The sequence below is a fragment of the Roseovarius confluentis genome (assembly GCF_002917925.1).
In the GTDB taxonomy this organism is placed as follows: Bacteria; Pseudomonadota; Alphaproteobacteria; order Rhodobacterales; family Rhodobacteraceae; genus Roseovarius; species Roseovarius confluentis.
The window spans coordinates 100,710-121,809 of the sequence record NZ_PPFE01000012.1 but is presented as its reverse complement, the minus strand read 5'-3'; the positions used below and the strand labels follow the sequence as shown (position 1 = coordinate 121,809).

Below are 21,100 nucleotides of genomic sequence, written 5' to 3'. Positions count from 1 at the left end.
TCGTTGCTCTGGTTGGCGCGATGCTGGCCTGTTTCCGGACCGGACGCAAGCGCGGGTCACTGGGATATTCTTGGCCAGAGGAAAAGGAGGGTCAAAGGCGGGTTCCCTTGGGGAGCGCCATGCCGCGCAGAAAGTCCTCCGTCCCCTGCGGCCCACGTCCGGCCTTTTGCAAACGCAGGACTTTCACCGCGCCGCTGCCACACGCGATGGTCAGCGCGTCGTCGAGCACCTCGCCGGGCGTCCCGTTGCCCGCGCCAATTTGCGAGGCAAGGAACTTGATCCGCGTGCCCTCGTGGTCGATCCACGCGCCGGGAAAGGGTGAAAGGCCACGGATCTGGCGGTCGACAGCTTCAGCAGGACGGGTCCAGTCGATCCGCGCCTCCGCCTTGTCGATCTTGTCGGCATAGGTGACGCCGTCCTCCGGCTGCGGCTCGGGCGTCAGCGTATCGAGCTGTGCCAGAGCCTCGGTAATCGCCTCCGCACCCAAACGCGACAGGCGATCATGCAGCGCTCCGGTTGTCTCCTCCGCGCCGATCGGTGTCTCGCGACGCAACAGCACCGGCCCGGTGTCCAGACCCGCCTCCATCTGCATGATGCAGACGCCGGTCTTGTCATCCCCCGCCATGATCGCGCGGTGGATCGGCGCCGCCCCGCGCCAGCGCGGCAGCAGGCTGGCGTGGATATTCAGGCAGCCTCGCTTCGGCGCGTCCAGAATGGCTTGCGGCAGGATCAGCCCATAGGCGACCACCACCGCCGCGTCGGCGTTCAGTGCGGCAAAATCCGCCTGCTCGGCCTCGCCTTTCAGACTGACGGGATGGCGCACGGCCAGACCCAGCGCCTCGGCCCGCGCCTGGACCGGGCTGGGGCGGTCCTTCTTGCCGCGCCCTGCCGGGCGGGGCGGCTGGCAATAGACCGCCGCGATCTCGTGCCCGGCATCCACCAGCGCGTCCAGCACCGGCACCGAAAATTCGGGCGTTCCCATGAAGATCAGGCGCATGACACTCTCCTGCTGGCGCCTCAGCGCTGTTTGCGGGCGCGGCGCAGCAGCATGTCGCGCTTCACCTTGCTCAATCGGTCGAAATACATGCGCCCGTTCAGATGATCGACCTGGTGTTGCACGCTGGTCGCCCAAAGCCCGACGAAATCCCGCTCCTCGACCTCACCTTCAGCGTTCAGGAACCGCACCGTCACGGCGCGCGGGCGACTGATCCTGGCATGCACGCCGGGCAGGTTCGGGCTGGCCTCGTCATGCTCGCGCATCTGGGCGCTGGCGTGCAGGATCTCGGGGTTCGCCAAGCGCACCGCCTGACCGCGCGCATCGCTGGCATCGACCACGGCCAGCCGCTTCATCACGCCGATCTGCACGGCGGCCAGCCCCACGCCCGGCATCGCGTCCATCGTCTCGATCATGTCGTCCCAGATCGCGCGCTCGGCATCGGTGACCGCAGCGACCGGCGCCGCGGGCGTGCGCAACCGCTTGTCCGGCCAGGGCACGAAGGGGCGCACGGCCACGCGGCTAGCCCCGCGCCTTTTCGCGCTTCAGCTTCTGCATTTTACGCGTGATCAGCTGGCGTTTCATCGGGCCCAGGTAGTCGATGAACAGCTTGCCGTTCAGGTGGTCGATCTCGTGCTGCACGCAAGTAGCCCACAGCCCGTCGAACGTGTCGGACTGTTCGTTCCCGTCCCGGTCGATCCACGTCACGTCCACCACCTTTGGCCGCGTCACCTCGGCGAACTGGTCGGGGATCGACAGGCAGCCTTCCTCGTAGACGTTCGTCTCGTCCGACGACGCCACCACCTCGGGGTTGAACATCACCAGCGGACGCGGCGGCTCGCCGGCCTCCTCGTCCTTGGCGCAATCCAGCACGATCAGCCGGTCCATCACGCCGATCTGCGGCGCGGCGAGGCCAATGCCAGGCGCGTCATACATCGTCTCCAGCATGTCGTCGGCCAGCGCGCGCAATTCGTCGCTCAGGTCGGATACCGGGTCGCACACCTTTTTCAGGCGCGGGTCGGGATGGATCAGGATCGGTCGCAGCATGGGCGTCCATTTAGGCGATAGATCAGCGCGGCGCAACGCCCTTGCACCTGCGGCACTTTCCGCTAGCTTCCCGCCCGAGGCACAACCGGAGGACACCATGACCATCCATCCCGATTTCGACCGTCTTATCGACCGGCGCGGTACCAACTGCGCGAAATGGGATGCGATGCAAAAAGCCTACGGAGTCGATCCCGTGGATGGCATTCCGATGTGGGTGGCCGACATGGATTTCTCCGCCGCCGACGTGCTGCAAGAGGCGGTGCAGCAGCTTCTGGAGAAGGCCAATTACGGCTATTTCACCGGCGAGGCCGAAATGAAGACGGCCGTGGCCTGGTGGATGGAGACGCGCCACGGCTGGTCCCCCGACCCGCGCCACATGTTTTCCACCGCCGGTCTCGGCAATGCGATCGCGCTCTGTTTGCAGACCTACAGCGATCCGGGCGACGAGATCATCATCTTCACGCCGGTTTATCACGAGTTTACCAACAAGATCGTGAACGCGGGCCGCACGGTCAAGGAAAGCCCGCTTCTTCGCGACGCGGACGGCATGTATCGCATGGATCTTGAAACGCTCGAAACGGCGATGACGGGACGCGAAAAGATCGTGCTGTTCTGCTCGCCGCACAACCCGGCGGGCCGTGTCTGGTCCGTCGAGGAGCAACAGGCGCTCGCGGCCTTCTGTATCAAGCACGACCTGATCCTGATGTCGGACGAAATCCACCATGACCTTGTGTTTCCCGGCGCCACGCATGTGCCGATGCCGATCGCCGCGCCAGAGATCATTGAGCGGCTGATCATGCTCACCTCGTCGTCCAAGACCTTCAACACTGCCGGGTCGCGGCTTGGCACCGTCACGATCCCGGGCGCCGATCTGCGCGCGCGCTTCGTCGATGCCCTCAAAGCGCTGAACCTGTCGCCCAATCTGCTGGGCTACGTCCTGACACGCGCCGCCTACACCCAGCGGGGCGCTGACTGGGTCGATGCCCTGGTGGGCTACCTCGACCGGAACCGCGTCACGTTTCTCGAGGCGATACGGCAAATTCCCGGCCTGCGCGCGATGCCGATGCAGGCGACGTACCTGGCATGGGTCGATTTCACCGATACCGGCATGGACATGAGCGAGGTGCTGCGCCGGGTCAAATCAGACGCGCGTATCGCGCCGTCCGTCGGCGCCGAGTTCGGCAGCGGGGGCGAAAGCTTCCTGCGTTTCAACATCGCCACGCCGCGTGCGCGTCTGTCGGAGGCGGCAGCACGGCTGCAGGACGCGTTCTCGGACTTGCAGTAGGGTCGCCCTCGGGGATTTCGCATTGCGCGCAGCTCAATGCGAATGATACGAGGGGCCAGCCCCTCGCGCTCCCCGGGATATTTTCGGCCAGAGGAAAAGGCCGGATCAGCCTTCCGCGATCAGCGCCACCGGCGCGTCATCGGGGCGTTCGAAATCCACCGGCTGCTCGCCCGTAGCCTCGTTGACGACCTTCAGCTCAAACCGGATCTCGCGTCCGTCCTCTTCGGACGCCACGATAAGGCACCGCTTGAGGTGCCGCGCCCCATCGTAAAGGTCCACCAGCCCGCGCAGATGCGGCGCCGCCCCGGCAGGCAGGGCAAAACCGTCATTCCAAGCCCGCAGAACGGCGTGCGATTGCGCCCCGGCCTCGACCCTCAAACGGTTGCTTTTCTGCCAGCCACGCATCCGCGCTTCTTCGAGGCCCGCAAGGATCTCCGGGGAAAGAAAAGTCGTCATGGCCAGCACCTGTGCAAAGAATCGTCCCGATAGAATGTAGGGCTAAACCATGACAGTCACGTGAAAATTTCGCCGCATTGCCGCAATGCAGGCGCGGCGCGTCACTCGCCCAGAAGTCCGGTCAGCTGATCGCCCAGATAATAGCAGACAGCCACCTGCCCGCCTGCGCCATGCGGCCCCATGAAAACCCCGTCTGCATCCGAGATGTAGGCGCAGATCGCCTGGAACTCCGCCAGCCGCGCCGCGTCCACCGGCCCGCCCCGGCTCAGCAGGTCCTCGATCTCCTGCCGCTCCCCGAATTGCTGTACCGCCCAGGCCGCCTGCTGCATCGGCAGGGGCACGTCCGGATGACCCCAGGCCCACATCCAACTGCCATCGTCGGAATAGGTGCCGATCACCTGCGCCTGCGCCGCGGTCTCCTGCCCGCCATCGGGGAAGAAAACGATCCGGCCTTTCTTCAGGTTCAGTCGAAACGCGCTCGATCCGTCCCGCGGCGGTGTGAAACGGCCACCGGCCATGCGGGTCTTCAGGAAAAAGCCCGCGTTGACCGCCAGTTGCCGATAGCTCTCCGGCAATTGCGTCGCTCCGGCATCGGCCTGGCGACCGGCGAATTCCAACAGGATCTCGTTCATTCTCTCGTTCCTTTCGGGATGGCGGGTGGGGCGGCGTTGCGCCGCAGCGCAACCAGCGTCACCTGCCATCGTGGTTAACGCTTCACCATGCTCCATTGCATGACCGTCTCCAGTGCGCGCCACCGGATCTCGCCCTCCACCGGCTCGGCCCGCTCGACCGACAGTCTGACAAGATCTCCGCCATGTGCACCATGGAGATCCGACAGCACAGCTTCGGTTTCCGGCGTGTCCGCATTCGCCACCAACCGCCCCAGCGGACGCAGCCGCGACCACGCCGCGTCGAACACCTCGCGGCTCATCCCTCCGCCGATGTACACGGCGTCCGGCGCGGGCAGTCCCTCGAACGCGGCCGGCGCGCTGCCATCGACAAGGTCGAGCTTCGGAACGCCAAGCGCCAGCGCGTTCGCCGCGGCCATCGCCCGCCGGTCGGCCCGTGGCTCGACCCCGATGGCCCGGGCATAGCGCGCGCCGCGCATCCATTCCACGGCGACCGAGCCGCATCCGGTCCCGATATCCCACAGGACCGCGCCGCGCATGGGCATCAGTCTGGCCAGCGTCACGGCACGTACCTCGCTCGGGGTCACTGTGCCGTCATGCTCGAACAACTCGTCCGACAACCCGGGCACGCGCAGCAATAGTGCTGCGTCCGGCGCGGCCACGCAGTCCACCGCCAAGGTGTTGAACGCGGGCACTACGTGATCCCACGTTTCCGCCATGCCATCAAAGCGCATTTCCTGCGCGCCGCCCATCGCGGCAAGCACCGTCATGCGGGACGCGCCGAACCCCCGCTCGGTCAGAAACCGAGCGATCCGGCCCGGTGTGCCAGCGCCTGTGGCCAGGATGATCAACCGCGCCTCCGGCTGGATAAAGGCAATCATCTGTTCCACCGGACGGCCATGCACGGTCAGCGTTTCCACGTCCGGCAAGCTCCAGCCCATCCGGGCGGCAGCCAGTTGAAATGCGCTCACCTGCGGATGATAGGTGATGTCTGCGGGATCGAGAACGCGCCCGATCCGGGCCCCTATTGAAAACCACAGGGGGTCCCCCGCCGCCAGCACCACCACACGCCGCCCGCGCAGGCTGCGCAACAGCGCGATCAGGTCGTCGAACGCCTCGGGCCACGCCAGGCGCTCGGCCTCGCCCGCGCCCTTCAATGCCGGATGACGGTCGCCGCCGATGATGAATTCGGCGGACTCGACCACGGCCCGAGTCGCGGGCAAGAGGCCTTCCATGCCGTCCTCGCCGATGCCTACGACATGCAACCAGGCTGTTTCCATCGCTCGTCCCTCCCTGGCGCGAGGGCCTCGCCGGGCGCTACTCCACCTGTCGCGAAGACACCTACAGCAGGCGTCACGAACGGGCAAACCAAAGCGGGCACATGGTGCCCATTGCGTCGCCCTTGTGTGTGCCTGCACAGCCTCTGCGCGGCGATTGGTCCTGCCCGAAACCATCTGTGCCGCTATGTGTTGACCCAAGGACAAAGGAGGCTCCGATGGGCGAACTGATAGACGGCACCTGGCACACCGGCTGGTACGACACCAAGAAACACGGCGGCGCTTTTAAACGCGAAACGTCGAAATTCCGCAACTGGATCACCTCCGACGGCAGCCCCGGTCCGAGCGGCGAAGGCGGTTTCAAGGCCGAGCCAGGTCGCTATCACCTTTATGTTTCGCTGGCATGCCCTTGGGCGCACCGCGCGCTGATCTTCCGCCGCCTGAAGGCGCTGGCGGACCTGATCGACGTTTCCGTCGTGCATCCCGACATGCTGTCGGATGGCTGGACCTTCGACTCCGAGTACCCCGGCGCGACGGGTGACAAGCTGTTCGGACTCCCCTTTGCGCGCGACCTGTATATCCGCGCGGACCCGAACACGACCGGCCACGTCACTGTCCCGATCCTGTGGGACATGCAGCGCGAAACCATCGTGTCGAACGAAAGCGCCGAGATCATCCGCATGTTCAACACCGCCTTCAACGACATCACCGGCAATACCGACGACTACTATCCCGAGGACCTGCGCGGCGAGATCGACCCGATCAATGAGCGCGTCTACAACACCGTGAACAATGGCGTCTACAAGGCCGGGTTCGCAACCACCCAAGACGCCTATGACGATGCGGTCACACCGCTTTTCGAGTCGCTGGACTGGCTTGAAAACCTGCTGTCAAAGCGGCGCTATCTTGCCGGCGATCGGGTGACCGAAGCCGATTGGCGGCTGTTCACCACGCTCATCCGCTTCGACAAGGTCTATCACGGGCATTTCAAATGCAATCGGGCCCGGATCGTGGACTATCCCAACCTTTGGGGTTTCCTGCGGGAACTCTATCAATGGCCCGAGGTGTCGATGACCGTGAATTTCGACCACATCACCCGGCACTACCATTACAGTCATGACAGCGTGAACCCGCACCGCATCATCCCTATCGGCCCCGATCTCGACCTCACCGCGCCCCACGGGCGCGGCTGACAAGGCCGGTCAGGCGGCGCGCCAGTCACCGGCGTCTGGCTCCGTACCGGCGTTGGCACCTGCTGCGCCTTCGGATTTGCGCCCCTTCAGGCGGAACGCTGTCACCATTCCATGCAGGGTTTCGGCTTCCTTTTTGAGCGAATTCGAGGCTGCTGACGATTCCTCGACCATCGCGGCGTTCTGCTGCGTGACCTGGTCAAGCTGCGCGACGCTGGTGTTCAGTTCCGAAAGGCTGGTCGACTGTTCGTTCGCACCATTGGCAATATCGCCGATCAGGTCCGCGATGTTCCCGACGCGCGTGACGATGTCGGTCAGCGCGTCGCCCGCGCTGTTGACCAATGACACGCCATTCTCCACATGCGCGCCACCCGCCCCAATCAAGCTCTTGATTTCGCGTGCCGATTCCGCACTACGCTGCGCCAGTGCCCGGACCTCGGAGGCGACGACTGCGAAACCGCGTCCCGCATCGCCCGCACGCGCCGCCTCTACCCCGGCGTTCAACGCCAGAAGATTGGTCTGGAAAGCGATGTCGTCGATCACGCCGATGATCTGATTGATTTCGTCCGACGACTTCTTGATCTCGGACATTGCCCCTATCGCGTCACGCACGACGTCTCCACTGGTCTCGGCCTTGCCGCGGGTCTGTTGTACGACCTCCTTGACGCGCGTGGTGCCCTCGGCGGCCGATCGCACGCTGGATGTCATCTCTTCAAGCGCCGCGGCTGTTTCCTCCAGCGTGGCAGCCTGACCTTCCGTCCGTCGGGACAAGTCCAGCGACCCGACGCTCAGCTCTTCGGCGCGCAGATGAATCTCCGTCGCATTCTCGGCGACCGCGCCGATCAGGTCGCGCAGGCTCCTGACCGTGGTGTTGAAGTCCTCTCGCAGGCTTTCATACTCGGGCGGGAACGGATCTTCGATCGTCTCGCTCAGGTCGCCGGCCGCAAGCGTGTTAAGCCGGTCGCGCAGCACACCCACGAGGTCACGCGCCTCCTGGCCCGCCCGCTGCGCCGCCTTCCGCGCGGTGTCCGCCTCTTCCGTCAGCCGCAATGCCTCGCTGCGCTGCTCGATCATCGTCGCGCGACGCCGTTTCGCGTCCAGCATCGACAGGGACAGGATGCCGCCCTCGATAACGACGATCGTACCGTGGATGGCCGTGCGCATCACGTTGCTCAGAAGGTCCGCCGCAGGATAGACCATCGCCGGCAGCGCCAGCGTCAGGCCAAGGTGATGCACCGCCGTCAGCCCGCAGGCCATGATCAACACCCGGATACTGCCCATGGTGGAAACCACCGCCAGCACGGCAAAGAACATCATATGGGTGTCGATCTGCCACGGGTGCCCTGACAGCGCCGCCGTCAGCAGGGCCGATTGCCCCACGAGTCCTGCTGCCAGTATTCCGCGCGTCAGTCTGCTGCGCCCCCGATGCGCCAGCAGGCCCGCTCCGGCGAAACCAAGCGACAGAAGCATGAGCGGCAGGGCGGCATTGCCGACGACCCATGCAGCCGCCGCCGGTAGCGGCATCATCAGCAGCAGCATAAGTGCCGCGAATTTCATGCGCTTCTCATCGTCGTCGCTACCGTACTCTGTCATGTCAGGCTCCCTAGAAACCACAAATTGACGCCAGCGCCGTCGCGTCGAGAACTGCCCACGCGCCGCCCGCGACCGCGTCCTCCGGCCTCTCCAGCACGGCAAGCCGCGCCAATGGCGCCACCACCAGCCCGATTTCCCGGCCTCCGGCCGCCGCGATGATCCGGCCCGGGTCCGCGCCCCATGGCGGCACCAGGACCAGCGCCGGCCGCCCCGCCTTAGCAGGGCCGGACATCATCAATGTCACGGGCAGCGTCGCAAGAAGCTGCACGGCGAGAAACCCTGCAAGGCAGGAATCGATGACAAATGACCGTCGCATATCGCGGGTTTTAGAGGTAGAAACCCTAACAGCAGGTTTAGCCGGCCGGAAAAACCGGCCGCGCATCTGCATGGGGTAACGCAGGCCTGCAAAAAGCGCGCCCGAATCCCTTGACGGCCTGTCCCAATGGCCGTAGATACGCGCAACGGAATTCAGGGCGCTGCCTATGGCGGTGCCCCTTTGCATTGAGTGGGTCCGCCCGTGCGGCCCGACAAACACGAGGATGAACCCATGTCGCGCCGCTGCGAACTGACCGGAAAAGGCCCGATGGTTGGCAACAACTCCAGCCACGCCAACAACAAGACCAAGCGTCGCTACCTGCCCAACCTGAACGACGTGACCCTGCAATCCGAAACGCTGGGCCGCGGCATCAAGCTGCGCATCACCGCCGCAGCCCTGCGCAGCGTCGACCACCGCGGCGGGCTGGACCGCTTCCTGGCCAAGGCCAAGGACACCGAGCTTTCGGACCGCGTGCTCAAGGTCAAGAAAGAGATCGCCAAGGCGCAGGCCGCTAGCGCCTGATCGCCACTCGGCATCCAAAGAGACGAAGGCCCTGCCATTTGGCGGGGCTTTTCTTTTGCGGCCGTCTCTCCGCTTCATGAGCGAAGGCCGGCTTCGAGCCCAAACTCACACCGAGGGCGGGCGCAGCGAATGGTGGCGTCTAAAAGTGCGCAGGACGACGCAGCGTGGTATACTTGCCGAATGATGATCTCGGATATCGAGGACTATTTTTTAAAAGGATGCGGCCGGTGCGAGCGATTCGGCTCATCCAACTGCTCGACGAAGGTTTGGGAGAAGGGACTGGCGAAGCTGCGGGACATCTGCCTATCTGCCGATCTGAAAGAGACGGTCAAATGGGGCCACCCCTGCTATATGCATGCGGATCGCAACATCGTCATCATCGGCGCGTTTCGGGAGAATTTTCGGCTCAGCTTCTTCAACGCTGCGCTGATGCAAGACAGCGAGGGCGTGCTTGAAAAGCAGGGACCGAACACTCGACACGCAGACATGATCCGCTTCACCTCGAACGACGGCCCTGCAAAGCAAGAGAATGTGATCCTCGCCTATCTGGACGAGGCGAAGGCCTATGCTGATGAAGGAAAGAAGCCTTCCAAGACCGAGCACGAACTCGACCTGCCAGAGGAGCTTGTCGAGGCCCTCGATGCGGACCCTGAACTTTCGGAAGCATTCCACGGGCTGACGCCGGGTCGGCAGCGCAGCTATGTCATCAATCTTAATGGCGCAAAGAAGTCAGAAACTCGAGTGAACCGGATCGAGAAGTTCCGAGAGAAGATCATCGACGGGAAAGGGGCCAACGAGCGGTAACGCAGACGTTTGGCAAATGGCAGCTCAGTCCACAAAAAGGACATCGGCCGAAGATGCGATCCACACGGTCCAACCCTATCGGTTGACGGCGTGCGCTTCAGTCCGCCACCGCTGCCCGAATGGCCTGCATGTTCTGCCCGTAAACCTCGGGCTTCTCCACCGAGCCGCCCTTGAACACGGCGGACCCGGCCACCAGCACATCCGCGCCCGCCTCCACCACCAGCGGTGCGGTTTCCGGCGTCACGCCGCCGTCGATCTGGATATGCACCTCGCGGTCCCCGATCATCTGGCGCAGCCGGCGCGTCTTCTCGACCCCGGACGTGATGAACTTCTGCCCGCCAAAGCCGGGGTTCACCGTCATCAGCACCACCATGTCCACCATGTCGAGCACGTATTCGATGCTCTCCAGCGGCGTGCCGGGGTTCACGCAAACCCCCGCCTTGCACCCCGCCCCGCGAATGGCTTGCAAGGTCCGGTGAATATGCGGCCCGGCCTCGACATGGGCGCTGATCATGTCCGCGCCCGCCTCGGCATAGGCGTCGATATACTGATCCACCGGCGCAATCATCAGGTGCACGTCCATGAACGTTTTCACATGCGGACGGAACGCCTTGACCGCCGGGGGGCCGAAGGTGAGGTTCGGCACGAAATGCCCGTCCATCACGTCCACATGCACCCAGTCCGCACCCTGATCCTCGATCGCCCGGATCTCGGCCCCGAAATTGGCGAAATCGGCGGACAGGATGGACGGTGCGATCTTGACGGAACGGTCGAACGGCATGGCAGGCTCTCCTTGGGGTTTGCCCTGCTCTTGCGGGGTTTGGCGCACGCCGTCAAGTCTCGCGCCGCCGGATTGCACCGCACCGCCATTCGTGCCACCAATTGATCCCGCCATTCCGTCAAGGGGGACCCGCGCCATGCTCGGCCAGATGCAACATCGCCCGCTCAGGATCATCGACATCCTGACCTACGCCGCCGAAGCCTTCCCCGAACAGGGGCTGGTCTCGGTCCGCGACGAAGGCGACATTCACCGCACCACCTATCCCCAGACGCTGGCCCGTGTCTGCCAACTGGCCCACGCCCTAGACGCGCTCGGGCTCAAGACCGGCGACCGCATCGCAACGCTCGCCTGGAACGGCTACCGCCATTTCGAGCTTTACTATGCCATCGCCGGGATCGGCGGCGTCTGCCATACGATCAACCCCCGCCTGCCGCCCGACCAGATGCAGTATATCCTCGACCACGCGCAGGACAGCGCGATCTGCGTGGATATCAGCCTCGTGCCGCTGCTGGAAAACGTCACGCTACCAGAGGGTTGCCGCGTCATCATCATGACCGATGCCGCGCACATGCCCGACGCCCCCGACGGCGCCCTCGCCTACGAGACCCTCATGGCGGACCAGCCCACCAGCTATGACTGGCCCAGCTTCCCCGAGGACACCGCCGCCGGTCTCTGCTACACCTCCGGCACCACCGGCAACCCCAAGGGCGCGCTCTATTCGCACCGCTCCACCGTGCTGCACGCGCTTCTGGTCATCGCCGGTCACCCTCAAAGCCTGCGCCACGGGTCGCGCGTGCTGCCCGTGGTCCCGCTCTTTCACGTCAATGCGTGGGGGATGCCCTATACCGCGCCGCTGGCGGGCATGACCATGGTCATGCCGGGGCGCCACCTCGACGGGGCCAGCCTCTATGATCTGATGGACCGCGAAGAGGTCTTCTCCGCCTGGGGCGTGCCCACCGTCTGGGCCGGACTGCAACAGGAGATCGCCAAGCGCGGCACGCCACCAAATGGGTTCAAGGACCTCGTCGTCGGTGGCTCCGCCGCCCCCCGCTCGATGATCGCCGCCTTCGAGGAGATGGGCGTCAACGTCAACCAGGCCTGGGGCATGACCGAGATGAGCCCCATCGGCACGCGCGGGATCCTGCCCAGCCACCTTGCCGATGCGCCTTTCGACGAGCGCGTCGATGCCAAGGTCGGCGCGGGCCGCCGCCTCTTCGGTGTCGAGTTCAAGCTCAAGGACGACGCGGGCAACCTTGTGCCGCACGACGGCGAAAGCCCGGGCGAGCTCTTCGTGCGCGGCAGCACCGTGATCTCGGGCTACTACAACAACGACGACGCCACCGCGGCAGCCATGGACGAAGACGGCTGGTTCGGCACCGGCGACGTCGCCACCGTCGATGACAATGGCCGCCTGATCGTGCGCGACCGCGCCAAGGACCTGGTGAAATCGGGCGGCGAGTGGATCAGCTCCATCGACCTCGAAAACGCCGCCATCTCGCACCCGCTGATCGACACCTGCGCCGTCATCGCCATCCCGCATCCCAAATGGGACGAACGCCCGGTTCTGGTCGTGGTCCCCGCCGGTGCCGAAAAGCCCACGCTGGAAGACATCCACACCCATCTCGAACCGCATTTCGCCACATGGCAGATGCCCGACGACATCCTCTTCACCGATGCCCTGCCGCTCACCGCGACGGCCAAGGTCTCCAAGCTGACCCTGCGCGAACAGTTCTCCGATTACGTCCACCCCGACCTGCGCGAGGACGGCGCGTGAGCCTGTCGCTCGACACCGCTGCGCTCGAGGCCTGGGCCAAGACCCACCTGCCCGCCCTCGGCGGTCCGGTCACGGCCACCAAGTTCTCCGGCGGGCAATCCAACCCCACCTACATGCTCGACACGCCTTCGGGCCGCTTCGTGCTCCGCCGCAAACCCCCCGGCGTGCTGCTCAAATCCGCCCATGCCGTCGACCGCGAATACCGCGTGCAAAAGGCACTGGCGGACACCGACGTGCCGGTGCCGAAGATGCACGCCCTCTGCGAAGACGACAGCGTGATCGGCTCGGCCTTCTACATCATGGACCATGTCGAGGGCCGCAATTTCGATCAGCCGTCCCTGCCAGACGTCGCGCCCGAAGCCCGTGGCCCCCTCATCGACGCCATGAACCGCACCCTGGTGGCCATCCATTCCGTCGACCTCGACGCCAGCGGCCTCGCCGATTACGGCCCCCCCGGCCACTACTGCGAACGCCAGACCGAACGCTGGACCAAGCAATACCGCGCCACCGCGACCGAGGATATCGCCGAGATGGATGCCCTCATCGACTGGCTTTTCGCCAACATGCCTCCCGATGACGGCCAGCGCACGCTGGTCCATGGCGACTACCGCCTCGACAACCTGCTCTTCGCGCCCGACGCCCCCCGCGTCGCCGCCGTTCTGGATTGGGAGCTGTCGACCACCGGCCACCCCTATGCCGATCTGGCAGCGGTCATCATGCAATGGTCCATGCCCGCCACCACCGAAGGGCGCGGGCTGGAGGGGATCGACCGCGCCGCCCACGGCCTCTGGTCCGACAGGCAGTTCATCGATACCTATTGCGAAAGGCGCGGCATCCCCGGCATCGCGGATTTCCACTTCTACCTCGCCTTCACCTATTTCCGCATGGCCGCCATCCTCCAAGGCGTCAAGAAACGCGCCCTCGACGGCAACGCGTCGGACCCCGACCGCGCCCTGAAACTGGGCGCCTATGTTCCCTTCTTTGCCCGCTCGGGCCTGAAAGCAGCCACCCAATGACCGACACGTTCAATCCCAACCTGCGCGAGGCGCCCTCGCCGCTCTCCGCAACCCTCGGCTTCGACATGACCGACTGGTCCGAAGGCTATGCCCGGGTCGAAGCCCCCCTCGCGCCGCACCTGATGAACCGCCAGGGCCTGCCCCACGGGGGCGTCTACGCGGCGATCCTCGATACGGCGATGGGCTTTTGCGGCTGCTTTACCGGCGACCCGAAGGTCAAACAGAATGCCCTGACGCTCAGCATGACGGTCAACTACCTCGCCCGCGCCACCGGCACGCACCTTGTGGCAGAGGCCCGCGTGACGGGCGGCGGCCGCTCCACCTTCTTCGCCAAGGGCGAGGTCCACGACGACACCGGCGCCCTCATCGCCGAGGCCACCGGCGTCTTCAAACTGCGCTCCCGGACATAACCGGCCGCGCCCGCGGGCGCGATCTCACGCACCTCACACATCCCCTGTGCGTAAGGTGGGTGAAAACCCACGCGGCACCCATGTATTTCCTGAAAACCCCCTTGACCTTCCAGTCACTGGAACCCTTATCTACGCCTCATGACAACGCTTCGCCTAGAGATTGACGGCATGTCCTGCGCCGGCTGCGCGGGCCGCGCCGAACGCGCGCTCACGTCCCTGCCGGGCGTGGACGCCGCAACCGTGAACTTCGCCACCGGCACCGCGCAGGTAGACACCGGCACCGCGTCGCTCGACGCCATCACCGGCGCGCTCTCCTCTGCGGGCTATCCTGCCCGCACGGCGCAGACGACCCTCTCGATCGACGGCATGCATTGCGCCTCCTGCGTGGGCCGGGTCGAAGACAGCCTGACGGCAACCCCAGGCGTGCTGACCGCCACCGTCAACCTCGCGACCCAGACGGCGCAGGTCACCTACCTGGCGGGCACCGCCACGCCCGCCGACCTCGCCCGCGTCGTCACGCAGTCCGGCTACCCGGCCCGCCCGTCCGAGGAAGACACGCCCGATCCCGCTGCTTCGCGCCGCGCCGCAGAGATCACCCATGCCCGCCGCATGACCCTGCTCGCCGGGGCGTTGACCCTGCCGGTCTTCGTCACCGAAATGGGCGGGCACCTCATCCCTGCATTCCACCACTGGCTGCACGGCCTGATCGGCCAGCCAACGCTCTGGACCCTGCAATTCATCCTCACCACCCTCGTGCTCGCCTTTCCCGGCCGGCAATTCTTCACCCTCGGCCTGCCCGCGCTCTTTCGCGGCGCGCCCGACATGAACAGCCTCGTCGCCCTCGGCACCCTTGCCGCCTGGGGCTACTCGACCCTCGCGCTCTTCGCGCCGACCGTCCTGCCCCCCGGCACCGTCGCCGTCTATTTCGAGGCCGCCGCCGTCATCGTTACCCTCATCCTTCTGGGCCGCTGGATGGAGGCCCGCGCCCGCGGCCAGACCGGCGCCGCCATCCGCCGCCTCATCGGGCTGCAACCCGACACCGCCCGCGTGATACGAAACGGTGAAACCACCGAAATCCCCGTCGCGCAGGTCGGCGTCGGCGACAGGATCCAACTGCGCCCCGGCGAACGCATCCCCGTCGACGGCACCGTCACCGACGGCACGTCCTACGTGGACGAATCCATGATCTCGGGCGAGCCACTCCCGGTCTCCAAATCCGACGGGGACGCCCTCATCGCCGGCACGATCAACGGCGACGGCGCGTTGACCATGACCGCCACCGGCGTCGGCCGCGACACCATGCTCGCCCGCATCGTCGCCATGGTCCAAGAGGCCCAGGGCGCCAAACTCCCGATCCAGGCGCTGGCCGACCGCGTGGTGCGCATCTTCGTGCCCGTGGTCATCGCCACCGCCGTCCTGACCGTCCTTACATGGCTCACCTTCGGCCCCAATCCCGCCCTCGGTCTCGCCCTCGTGGCAGGCGTCTCGGTCCTGATTATCGCCTGCCCCTGCGCCATGGGCCTCGCCACGCCCACCTCGATCATGGTCGGCACCGGTCGCGCCGCCGAACTCGGCGTGCTCTTCCGCAAGGGCGACGCGCTCCAGACCCTGGCCGAGGCAAAGGTCGTCGCCTTCGACAAGACCGGCACGCTCACGATGGGCCGCCCAAGCCTCACCGCCCTGCACCTCGCCCCCGGCTTCGACCGCGCCGAAACCCTCGCCGCCATCGCCGCGGCAGAGGCACAGTCCGAGCACCCCATCGCCCGCGCCATCGAGGCCGCCGCCCAAGCCGAAGGCCTTACTCTGCCCGCGGTCAAGGCGTTCAAGGCCAAGTCCGGTCACGGTCTCACCGCGACCGTGGACCATCAAGACATTCTGGTCGGCACCGCGCGCCTGATGCAGATGCACGACATCGACACCGCCCCCCTCAAGGCCGAGCTTGATGAGCTTGCCAGCAAAGGCGAAACGCCCGTCTTCGCCGCCATCGACACCCGGATCGCCGCCTTGCTCGCGGTCTCCGATCCAATCAAGGATCAGGCAAGGGATACGATCCAAGCCCTCCATGGCATGGGCCTGCAAACCGCCCTCATCACCGGCGACACGGCAGCCACGGCTCACGCCGTCGCCGCGCGCCTGGGCATCGACCACGTCGAGGCCGAGGTCCTGCCCGGCGACAAGCGCGACACCATCGCCCGCCTGCAAGAGGCGCATGGCGCAACCGCCTTCGTCGGCGACGGCATAAACGATGCGCCCGCGCTGGCACAGGCCGATATCGGCATCGCCATGGGCACCGGCACGGACGTCGCCATCGAAAGCGCCGACGTGGTGCTCGTCTCCGGCAACCCCGCAAACGTGCTGACCGCGCTCCATGTCTCGCGCCGCACCCTGCGCAACATCCGCCAGAACCTGTTCTGGGCCTTCGCCTACAACGCCGCGCTCATCCCCGTCGCCGCCGGCGCGCTCTACCCTGTCACGGGCGCGCTCCTGTCGCCCATGCTCGCCGCCGGCGCCATGGCGCTCTCTTCAGTATTCGTGCTGACCAACGCCCTGCGCCTGCGCCGCCTGACCCCGGAGACCCCGCAATGAACATCTCGCAGATCGCAGACAAGACCGGCCTGCCGCCCAAAACCATCCGTTACTACGAGGAGATCGGCCTCATCACGCCCGACCGTGGCGCCAACGGCTATCGCGTCTTCACCGACAGCCACCTGCACAAGCTGGCCTTCCTGGGCCGCGCCCGGACCTTGGGCTTTTCCATCGAGGATTGCCGCACGCTGCTGGCACTTTACGAGGACGACACCCGCGCCAGCGCCGACGTCAAATCCATCGCCCGCCAGCACCTGGAACAGATCAACGAGAAAATCGCGCAACTGCAATCCATGGCCGACACGCTCGGCCACCTCATCGACTGCTGCGCCGGCGACAACCGCCCCGATTGCCCGATCCTGAACGACCTCGCCCGCCACTGAGCGCCAGAATTTTCGTACGAAAATTCTCACCCAAGATTATTCGCACGAATAATCTTGGGCTACAGCTCCGCCCCCGCCTTCCATTCCCCCCACTTCATCGTGGCATTTGCCCCGACATAGGTGAACGGCAACGGCGGTAGGCGCGACGGCTCCCCCTGCGCCATGACATGCTCCACGATATCGCTCTCGACGCCCGAGGCCAGCTCCGCCATCGCCATCCCATGGAGCGTGCCCCGCGCCGTGCCAAGCCCGTTCTGGCAACAGGCCGAGAACAGCCCCTCCTCCACCTCACCCAGCGCCGGCGCGCCGTTCCAGCTCAGGCACAGCCGCCCACCCCAGCGATACTCCATCTCGACACCCGCAAGCTGGGGAAACCGTGCCGCGAGGGCCCTGTCATGCGACCGGCTCATCCGTGCCACGCGCCCTTGGGAGACCTTCAGTGACGGATCATAAGTCACACGGTTGCGCATGATGATCCGCGTGCCGCCCGTGCCGCTGATCTTGCGCACCGTGCTGCCCATCGGGTCCGCCGGGGTCAGTCCCCAGCGTTCCGCGCCAAGCCGGGCATTCTCGCCGTTGGTCAGCGGCCGCGTCATCGAGGCATACAGGAACAGGTGCAACAGGCGTCCCTTGAACTGCCCGAAACTCTCGGCATGACCATTCACCGCCAGGATCACCTTCGGCGCCGTCACCCGGCCCTTCGGAGTCACGGCCACCCAATCGCCGTCGCGCCGCAATTCGGTCACCGGCGACCCCTCGCAAATGCGCACCCGGTTGCTGACCAGGCCCCGCGCCACGCCGCGCACGAACAGCGCCGGCTGGATCATCGCCGTGCCGGGCGTATAGAGCCCGCTGCGATAATACTCCGATCCGGTCATGTCGTGCATGGCACCAGCATCCAGCAATTCATGCGCCTCGCCCATCGCTTCAAGATGCGCGGCATAATCAAGATTGTGCCGATGCCCTTTCCCGCTCGCCGCCGCGTTGGTCTTTCCCGTCTGCTGCCATGCCTCCGCGCCCAACCCGAAGGCCTCCGCCATCTCTCCGGCGAAACCGATGGCCGTCCGGTTCATCCGCGTCTGCCTGACGTCCTTCTCCAGCGCCCCGCCATAATCCTTCGATGACAGGTCATGCGGCAAATCGATCATGAAGCCCGAGTTCCGCCCCGCAGGCCCCTCCCCGATCCGCTTGGCTTCCAAAAGGACGATCTTCGCCTCGGGGTGCAGCTGGCTCAACCGCCGCACGGCCGCCAGCCCCGCGAACCCGCCGCCGATCACCAGCCAATCCGCCGTCATCGCCCCTTCCAGCGGCTTCGCCGGCTCCGCTTCGGGCAGGATCGCGTTCCACCCGGTCACACCCGGATCACAGGGCAACTGGCGCACCTTCATGGCAGGCTCAACTGGGCCATCCGGCCGCCGTCAATGGTCCAGACCTGTCCCGTCACGAAACTCGCCTCGTCGCTTGCCAGCCAGCAGATCAATTGCGACACTTCCTCGGGTTTGCCCGTCCGCCGCACCGGGTGTATCCCCGCGATCCCGGCGCGAAACGCCGCCGGGTCCGGCATGCTGTCGATGAAACCCTCGTTCAGCGGCGTGTCGATCCACCCCGGCGCCACCGCGTTGCAGCGCACGCCATCCTTGCCGTGGTCCACCGCCACGGACCGTGTCAACCCGTGCAAACCCGCCTTCGATGCACAATAGGCCGGGTGCCGCGGGTTCGCTCCAAGCCCCTCGACCGAGCCGAGATTGACGATCGCGCCACCGCCCTCGCGCAGCATCGCCATTCCGTGACGGATCAGCAGAAACGGCACCGTCAGGTTCATATGCAACTGGATATCCCAGTCCGCCTTCGACGTTTCCTCGACCGTGCCCTCGCGCATCATCCCGGCATTGTTCACCAGGATGTCGAGCGTACCTGCCTTCTGGGCAACCGCCGCCATCACCCGCTCGGGCACGGAGTCATCGCTGAAATCCGCCGCGATATCCTCGTGCGCCGACCCGCCGCGCTGCGCACAGAACACCCGCGCGCCGCCCTCGGCCAGGATCGCCGCAGTGGCCGCGCCCATGCCGCTCGACCCGCCGGTTACCAGCGCGACCTTGCCTTCGAACCTGCTCATATCACGGCTTTTCCACCATTCACTTCGACCAGCGCCCCGCACATGTACCGCGCCGCGTCCGACGCCAGGAACAGCATCACGTCCACGATCTCTTCCGGGCTTGCGATATGCCCCACAGGCACGCTCGCGTTCAGGTCTTTGATCGCCTGCTCCGGGTCCAGCCCGCGTGCCGCAAAGCCCGTGCGCAGCATCGGTGTGTCCACCTCGTTGGGGCAGACCGCGTTCACGCGTATTCCCTGATGCGCATGATCCCGGCCCAGGCATTGCGTCAGGCTGGCAATCGCCGCCTTGCTCGTCACGTAGACCGGATGGTTCGGTCCCGGCCGCAAACCCCAACAGGAAGACGTGTTCACGATCGCCCCGCCGCCCCGCGCGGCCAGGATCGGGATCGCCGCCCGGCAAATCCGAAACGGCGCCTCCACGTTCACCCCAATGGTCAGGCGCCAGTCGTCATCGCGCGTCGTGGTGATATCGCCGCGCGTGATGACGCCGGCATTGTTGAACACCAAGTCCAGACCGCCCAAGGCATTCTCGACCCGCCCGGGCAATGCATCGCAGAAGGCACCATCCAAAAGGTCGCCATCCAGATGCGCCTCCGCCTCGACGGCAGAACTGTCGCGGTCACTCACCGCAAGTCGTGCGCCCTCCGCCCGGAGCGCCCGCACCAGCGCAGCCCCGATGCCGCCTGCGGCCCCCGTGACCAGCGCGACCTTGCCGTCGAATCGCATCACGCGACCTCGTAACGAACGGGCAACCTCAACGCTCCGGTATTGCCGCTATCCGGAAGCCATTCCGGCGCGCCGTCATAGTCCACCGTCCGAAAAGTCTGCCGCAACGCATCCAGTGCGCATCCCGTGTCCGTCCGCGCCACGAAATGCCCGATGCAGTGATGCGCCCCGCCGCCGAACCCGAAATGCCGCTTGCGCTTGACCGTGATGTCAAAGCCCGGGTCCTCGCAAATCTCCGGATCCCGCGCCGACGCATGGACCAGCAGGTTCAGCACCGTGCCCTTGGGGATCATCATCCCGTCCATCTCGACGTCCTCGACCGCCTCGCGCGTGGACCAGGTGGTCGTCGGCCGCGCGCGGATGAACTCTTCCACCGCGTTCGGGATCAGGCTCTCGTCCTCGCACAGCATCTGCCACTGCCCGGGGTTCTCGATGAACAGCGACAGGCCAAGCCCCAGCAACGCCCGCGTCGTATCCACACCCCCGAAGATCGAAATCACGATGGTATTCAGCAATTCCTCATGCGTGCAGTCCCCGTTGCGGTCGAACTCCGCCACCATGCGCGCAACGTAACTCTCGCTATCCTCGCCGCGCCGCACCTTGACCACCAGTTGATCGGCCAGTTGAAACAGCGTCTCGCAGGCCGCGTTGAACCGCTCCTGGTATTTCGGCGCCTCGATCCCCATCGCCAGCCCCAGATCCGCGGCATTATGCGCCACCAGCGGCCACGCCTCGCGCTCCATCCCCAGCAGGGTCGTGATCGCCTGCCCCGCGAAGGGTTCGCAAAACGCCGATTGAAACTCGCAGGAAGATTTGCCGCGCAGGTCAGCACAAAGGTCCCGCGCAATCTCATCAAAGGCCGGGACCAGCGACAGCACGTAGTCCTCGCTCAGCGCCGGCACCGCAAGTGCCCGCAGCTTCTGATGCGCGTCGCCTTCGCGCCCGATCACCGAATCCCGCCAGAAATCCGCGAAGCGCCCTTCGATCCCGACCGTATCCGGCCAGTTATGGCTGCCCTGTCGAAACCGCCGGTCGCGCAGGATCTTGCCCACCTGCCGATACCGCAGCACCGCCAGGCCAAAGGGCGTCTCGGCGCACCAATGGGCCTTGCGCGCCGCGACGACCTCCGCCCCCCGGGTCGAAAACTCCGGGTCTTTCAGGTCCAGATACGGCAGGTTGCCCATGTGCGTCAC

Annotated in this window: 22 protein-coding genes; 9 read left to right on the top strand and 13 right to left on the bottom strand. The window is 65.7% G+C overall.

The genetic code is table 11. The features are described from left to right. Positions 1-91: 91 nt before the first annotated feature. The 3 genes from fmt to def (C2I35_RS19740) are packed head-to-tail and all read right to left on the bottom strand — an operon-like array spanning position 92 to position 2,041. Positions 92-997 (bottom strand): methionyl-tRNA formyltransferase, encoded by a 906-nt coding sequence (fmt, locus tag C2I35_RS19750; RefSeq protein ID WP_103764749.1) that lies wholly within the window; start codon positions 995-997, stop codon positions 92-94. Between the two features lie 20 nt (positions 998-1,017). Beyond that, positions 1,018-1,512 (bottom strand): peptide deformylase, encoded by a 495-nt coding sequence (def, locus tag C2I35_RS19745; RefSeq protein ID WP_103764748.1) that lies wholly within the window; start codon positions 1,510-1,512, stop codon positions 1,018-1,020. A gap of 4 nt (positions 1,513-1,516) precedes the next feature. Continuing rightward, positions 1,517-2,041: a peptide deformylase gene (gene def, locus C2I35_RS19740; protein ID WP_103764747.1), complete on the bottom strand. Its 525-nt coding sequence runs from the start codon at positions 2,039-2,041 to the stop codon at positions 1,517-1,519. 97 nt (positions 2,042-2,138) lie between these two features. Between def (C2I35_RS19740) and C2I35_RS19735 the strand changes: the two genes are divergently transcribed. Continuing rightward, positions 2,139-3,326 carry a MalY/PatB family protein gene (locus C2I35_RS19735; protein WP_103764746.1) on the top strand — a complete coding sequence of 396 codons (1,188 nt, stop codon included), beginning with the start codon at positions 2,139-2,141 and terminating at the stop codon, positions 3,324-3,326. 105 nt (positions 3,327-3,431) lie between these two features. Here C2I35_RS19735 and C2I35_RS19730 read toward each other — a convergent pair whose 3' ends face one another. From C2I35_RS19730 to cbiE, 3 genes are all read right to left on the bottom strand, one after another. Next, complete coding sequence (locus tag C2I35_RS19730) at positions 3,432-3,782, bottom strand: hypothetical protein (protein WP_103764745.1); 351 nt, start codon at positions 3,780-3,782, stop codon at positions 3,432-3,434. A 101-nt stretch (positions 3,783-3,883) separates the two neighbouring features. Then, on the bottom strand, positions 3,884-4,414 hold the full coding sequence (locus C2I35_RS19725; protein ID WP_103764744.1) for a DUF6882 domain-containing protein: 531 nt from the start codon (positions 4,412-4,414) through the stop codon (positions 3,884-3,886). 74 nt (positions 4,415-4,488) lie between these two features. Beyond that, positions 4,489-5,691, bottom strand: a complete 1,203-nt coding sequence (gene cbiE, locus C2I35_RS19720) for a precorrin-6y C5,15-methyltransferase (decarboxylating) subunit CbiE (RefSeq protein WP_103764743.1) — start codon at positions 5,689-5,691, stop codon at positions 4,489-4,491. A 215-nt stretch (positions 5,692-5,906) separates the two neighbouring features. Between cbiE and C2I35_RS19715 the strand changes: the two genes are divergently transcribed. After that, complete coding sequence (locus C2I35_RS19715; protein WP_103764742.1) at positions 5,907-6,881, top strand: glutathione S-transferase family protein; 975 nt, start codon at positions 5,907-5,909, stop codon at positions 6,879-6,881. Between the two features lie 9 nt (positions 6,882-6,890). Here C2I35_RS19715 and C2I35_RS19710 read toward each other — a convergent pair whose 3' ends face one another. Continuing rightward, positions 6,891-8,471, bottom strand: coding sequence for a methyl-accepting chemotaxis protein (locus tag C2I35_RS19710; protein WP_103764741.1), 1,581 nt, complete (start codon positions 8,469-8,471; stop codon positions 6,891-6,893). Positions 8,472-8,481: 10 nt separating this feature from the next. After that, positions 8,482-8,787, bottom strand: coding sequence for a hypothetical protein (locus C2I35_RS19705; protein WP_103764740.1), 306 nt, complete (start codon positions 8,785-8,787; stop codon positions 8,482-8,484). Between the two features lie 231 nt (positions 8,788-9,018). On the opposite strand from C2I35_RS19705, the gene rpmB reads away from it, so the two are divergent. Further along, complete coding sequence (gene rpmB, locus C2I35_RS19700; RefSeq protein WP_103764807.1) at positions 9,019-9,309, top strand: 50S ribosomal protein L28; 291 nt, start codon at positions 9,019-9,021, stop codon at positions 9,307-9,309. Positions 9,310-9,438: 129 nt separating this feature from the next. Further along, the gene (locus C2I35_RS19695; RefSeq protein ID WP_245890567.1) at positions 9,439-10,113 is read left to right on the top strand and encodes a YdeI/OmpD-associated family protein; all 675 of its coding nucleotides are present in this window, start codon (positions 9,439-9,441) and stop codon (positions 10,111-10,113) included. Between the two features lie 97 nt (positions 10,114-10,210). Here the strand turns inward: C2I35_RS19695 and rpe are convergent, their stop codons facing one another. Then, positions 10,211-10,894 (bottom strand): ribulose-phosphate 3-epimerase, encoded by a 684-nt coding sequence (gene rpe / locus C2I35_RS19690; protein WP_103764805.1) that lies wholly within the window; start codon positions 10,892-10,894, stop codon positions 10,211-10,213. Between the two features lie 136 nt (positions 10,895-11,030). Here rpe and C2I35_RS19685 point away from each other — a divergent pair, with 136 nt between their 5' ends. The 5 genes from C2I35_RS19685 to cueR all read left to right on the top strand — a co-directional run bounded on the left by C2I35_RS19685 (position 11,031) and on the right by cueR (position 17,063). Then, positions 11,031-12,668, top strand: coding sequence for a long-chain fatty acid--CoA ligase (locus C2I35_RS19685; protein WP_103764739.1), 1,638 nt, complete (start codon positions 11,031-11,033; stop codon positions 12,666-12,668). Continuing rightward, positions 12,665-13,684: a phosphotransferase family protein gene (locus C2I35_RS19680; RefSeq protein ID WP_103764738.1), complete on the top strand. Its 1,020-nt coding sequence runs from the start codon at positions 12,665-12,667 to the stop codon at positions 13,682-13,684. The genes C2I35_RS19685 and C2I35_RS19680 overlap by 4 nt, the downstream gene beginning before the upstream one ends. Then, complete coding sequence (locus C2I35_RS19675; RefSeq protein ID WP_103764737.1) at positions 13,681-14,094, top strand: PaaI family thioesterase; 414 nt, start codon at positions 13,681-13,683, stop codon at positions 14,092-14,094. Before C2I35_RS19680 ends, C2I35_RS19675 begins: the two co-directional genes overlap by 4 nt. Before the next feature lie 138 nt (positions 14,095-14,232). Continuing rightward, complete coding sequence (locus C2I35_RS19670; RefSeq protein WP_103764736.1) at positions 14,233-16,680, top strand: heavy metal translocating P-type ATPase; 2,448 nt, start codon at positions 14,233-14,235, stop codon at positions 16,678-16,680. Then, complete coding sequence (cueR, locus tag C2I35_RS19665) at positions 16,677-17,063, top strand: Cu(I)-responsive transcriptional regulator (protein WP_103764735.1); 387 nt, start codon at positions 16,677-16,679, stop codon at positions 17,061-17,063. Before C2I35_RS19670 ends, cueR begins: the two co-directional genes overlap by 4 nt. A gap of 59 nt (positions 17,064-17,122) precedes the next feature. Here the strand turns inward: cueR and C2I35_RS19660 are convergent, their stop codons facing one another. The 4 genes from C2I35_RS19660 to C2I35_RS19645 are packed head-to-tail and all read right to left on the bottom strand — an operon-like array spanning position 17,123 to position 21,091. Beyond that, entirely contained in the window at positions 17,123-18,451 is a 1,329-nt protein-coding gene (locus C2I35_RS19660) for an NAD(P)/FAD-dependent oxidoreductase (protein ID WP_103764734.1), read from the bottom strand. Continuing rightward, a complete protein-coding gene (locus tag C2I35_RS19655) occupies positions 18,448-19,179 on the bottom strand; it encodes an SDR family NAD(P)-dependent oxidoreductase (RefSeq protein ID WP_103764733.1) in 732 nt (243 codons plus the stop codon). Before C2I35_RS19655 ends, C2I35_RS19660 begins: the two co-directional genes overlap by 4 nt. Then, positions 19,176-19,907 (bottom strand): SDR family NAD(P)-dependent oxidoreductase, encoded by a 732-nt coding sequence (locus C2I35_RS19650; RefSeq protein ID WP_103764732.1) that lies wholly within the window; start codon positions 19,905-19,907, stop codon positions 19,176-19,178. The genes C2I35_RS19655 and C2I35_RS19650 overlap by 4 nt, the downstream gene beginning before the upstream one ends. After that, positions 19,907-21,091, bottom strand: a complete 1,185-nt coding sequence (locus tag C2I35_RS19645) for a cytochrome P450 (protein ID WP_103764731.1) — start codon at positions 21,089-21,091, stop codon at positions 19,907-19,909. The genes C2I35_RS19650 and C2I35_RS19645 overlap by 1 nt, the downstream gene beginning before the upstream one ends. Positions 21,092-21,100: the final 9 nt, after the last annotated feature.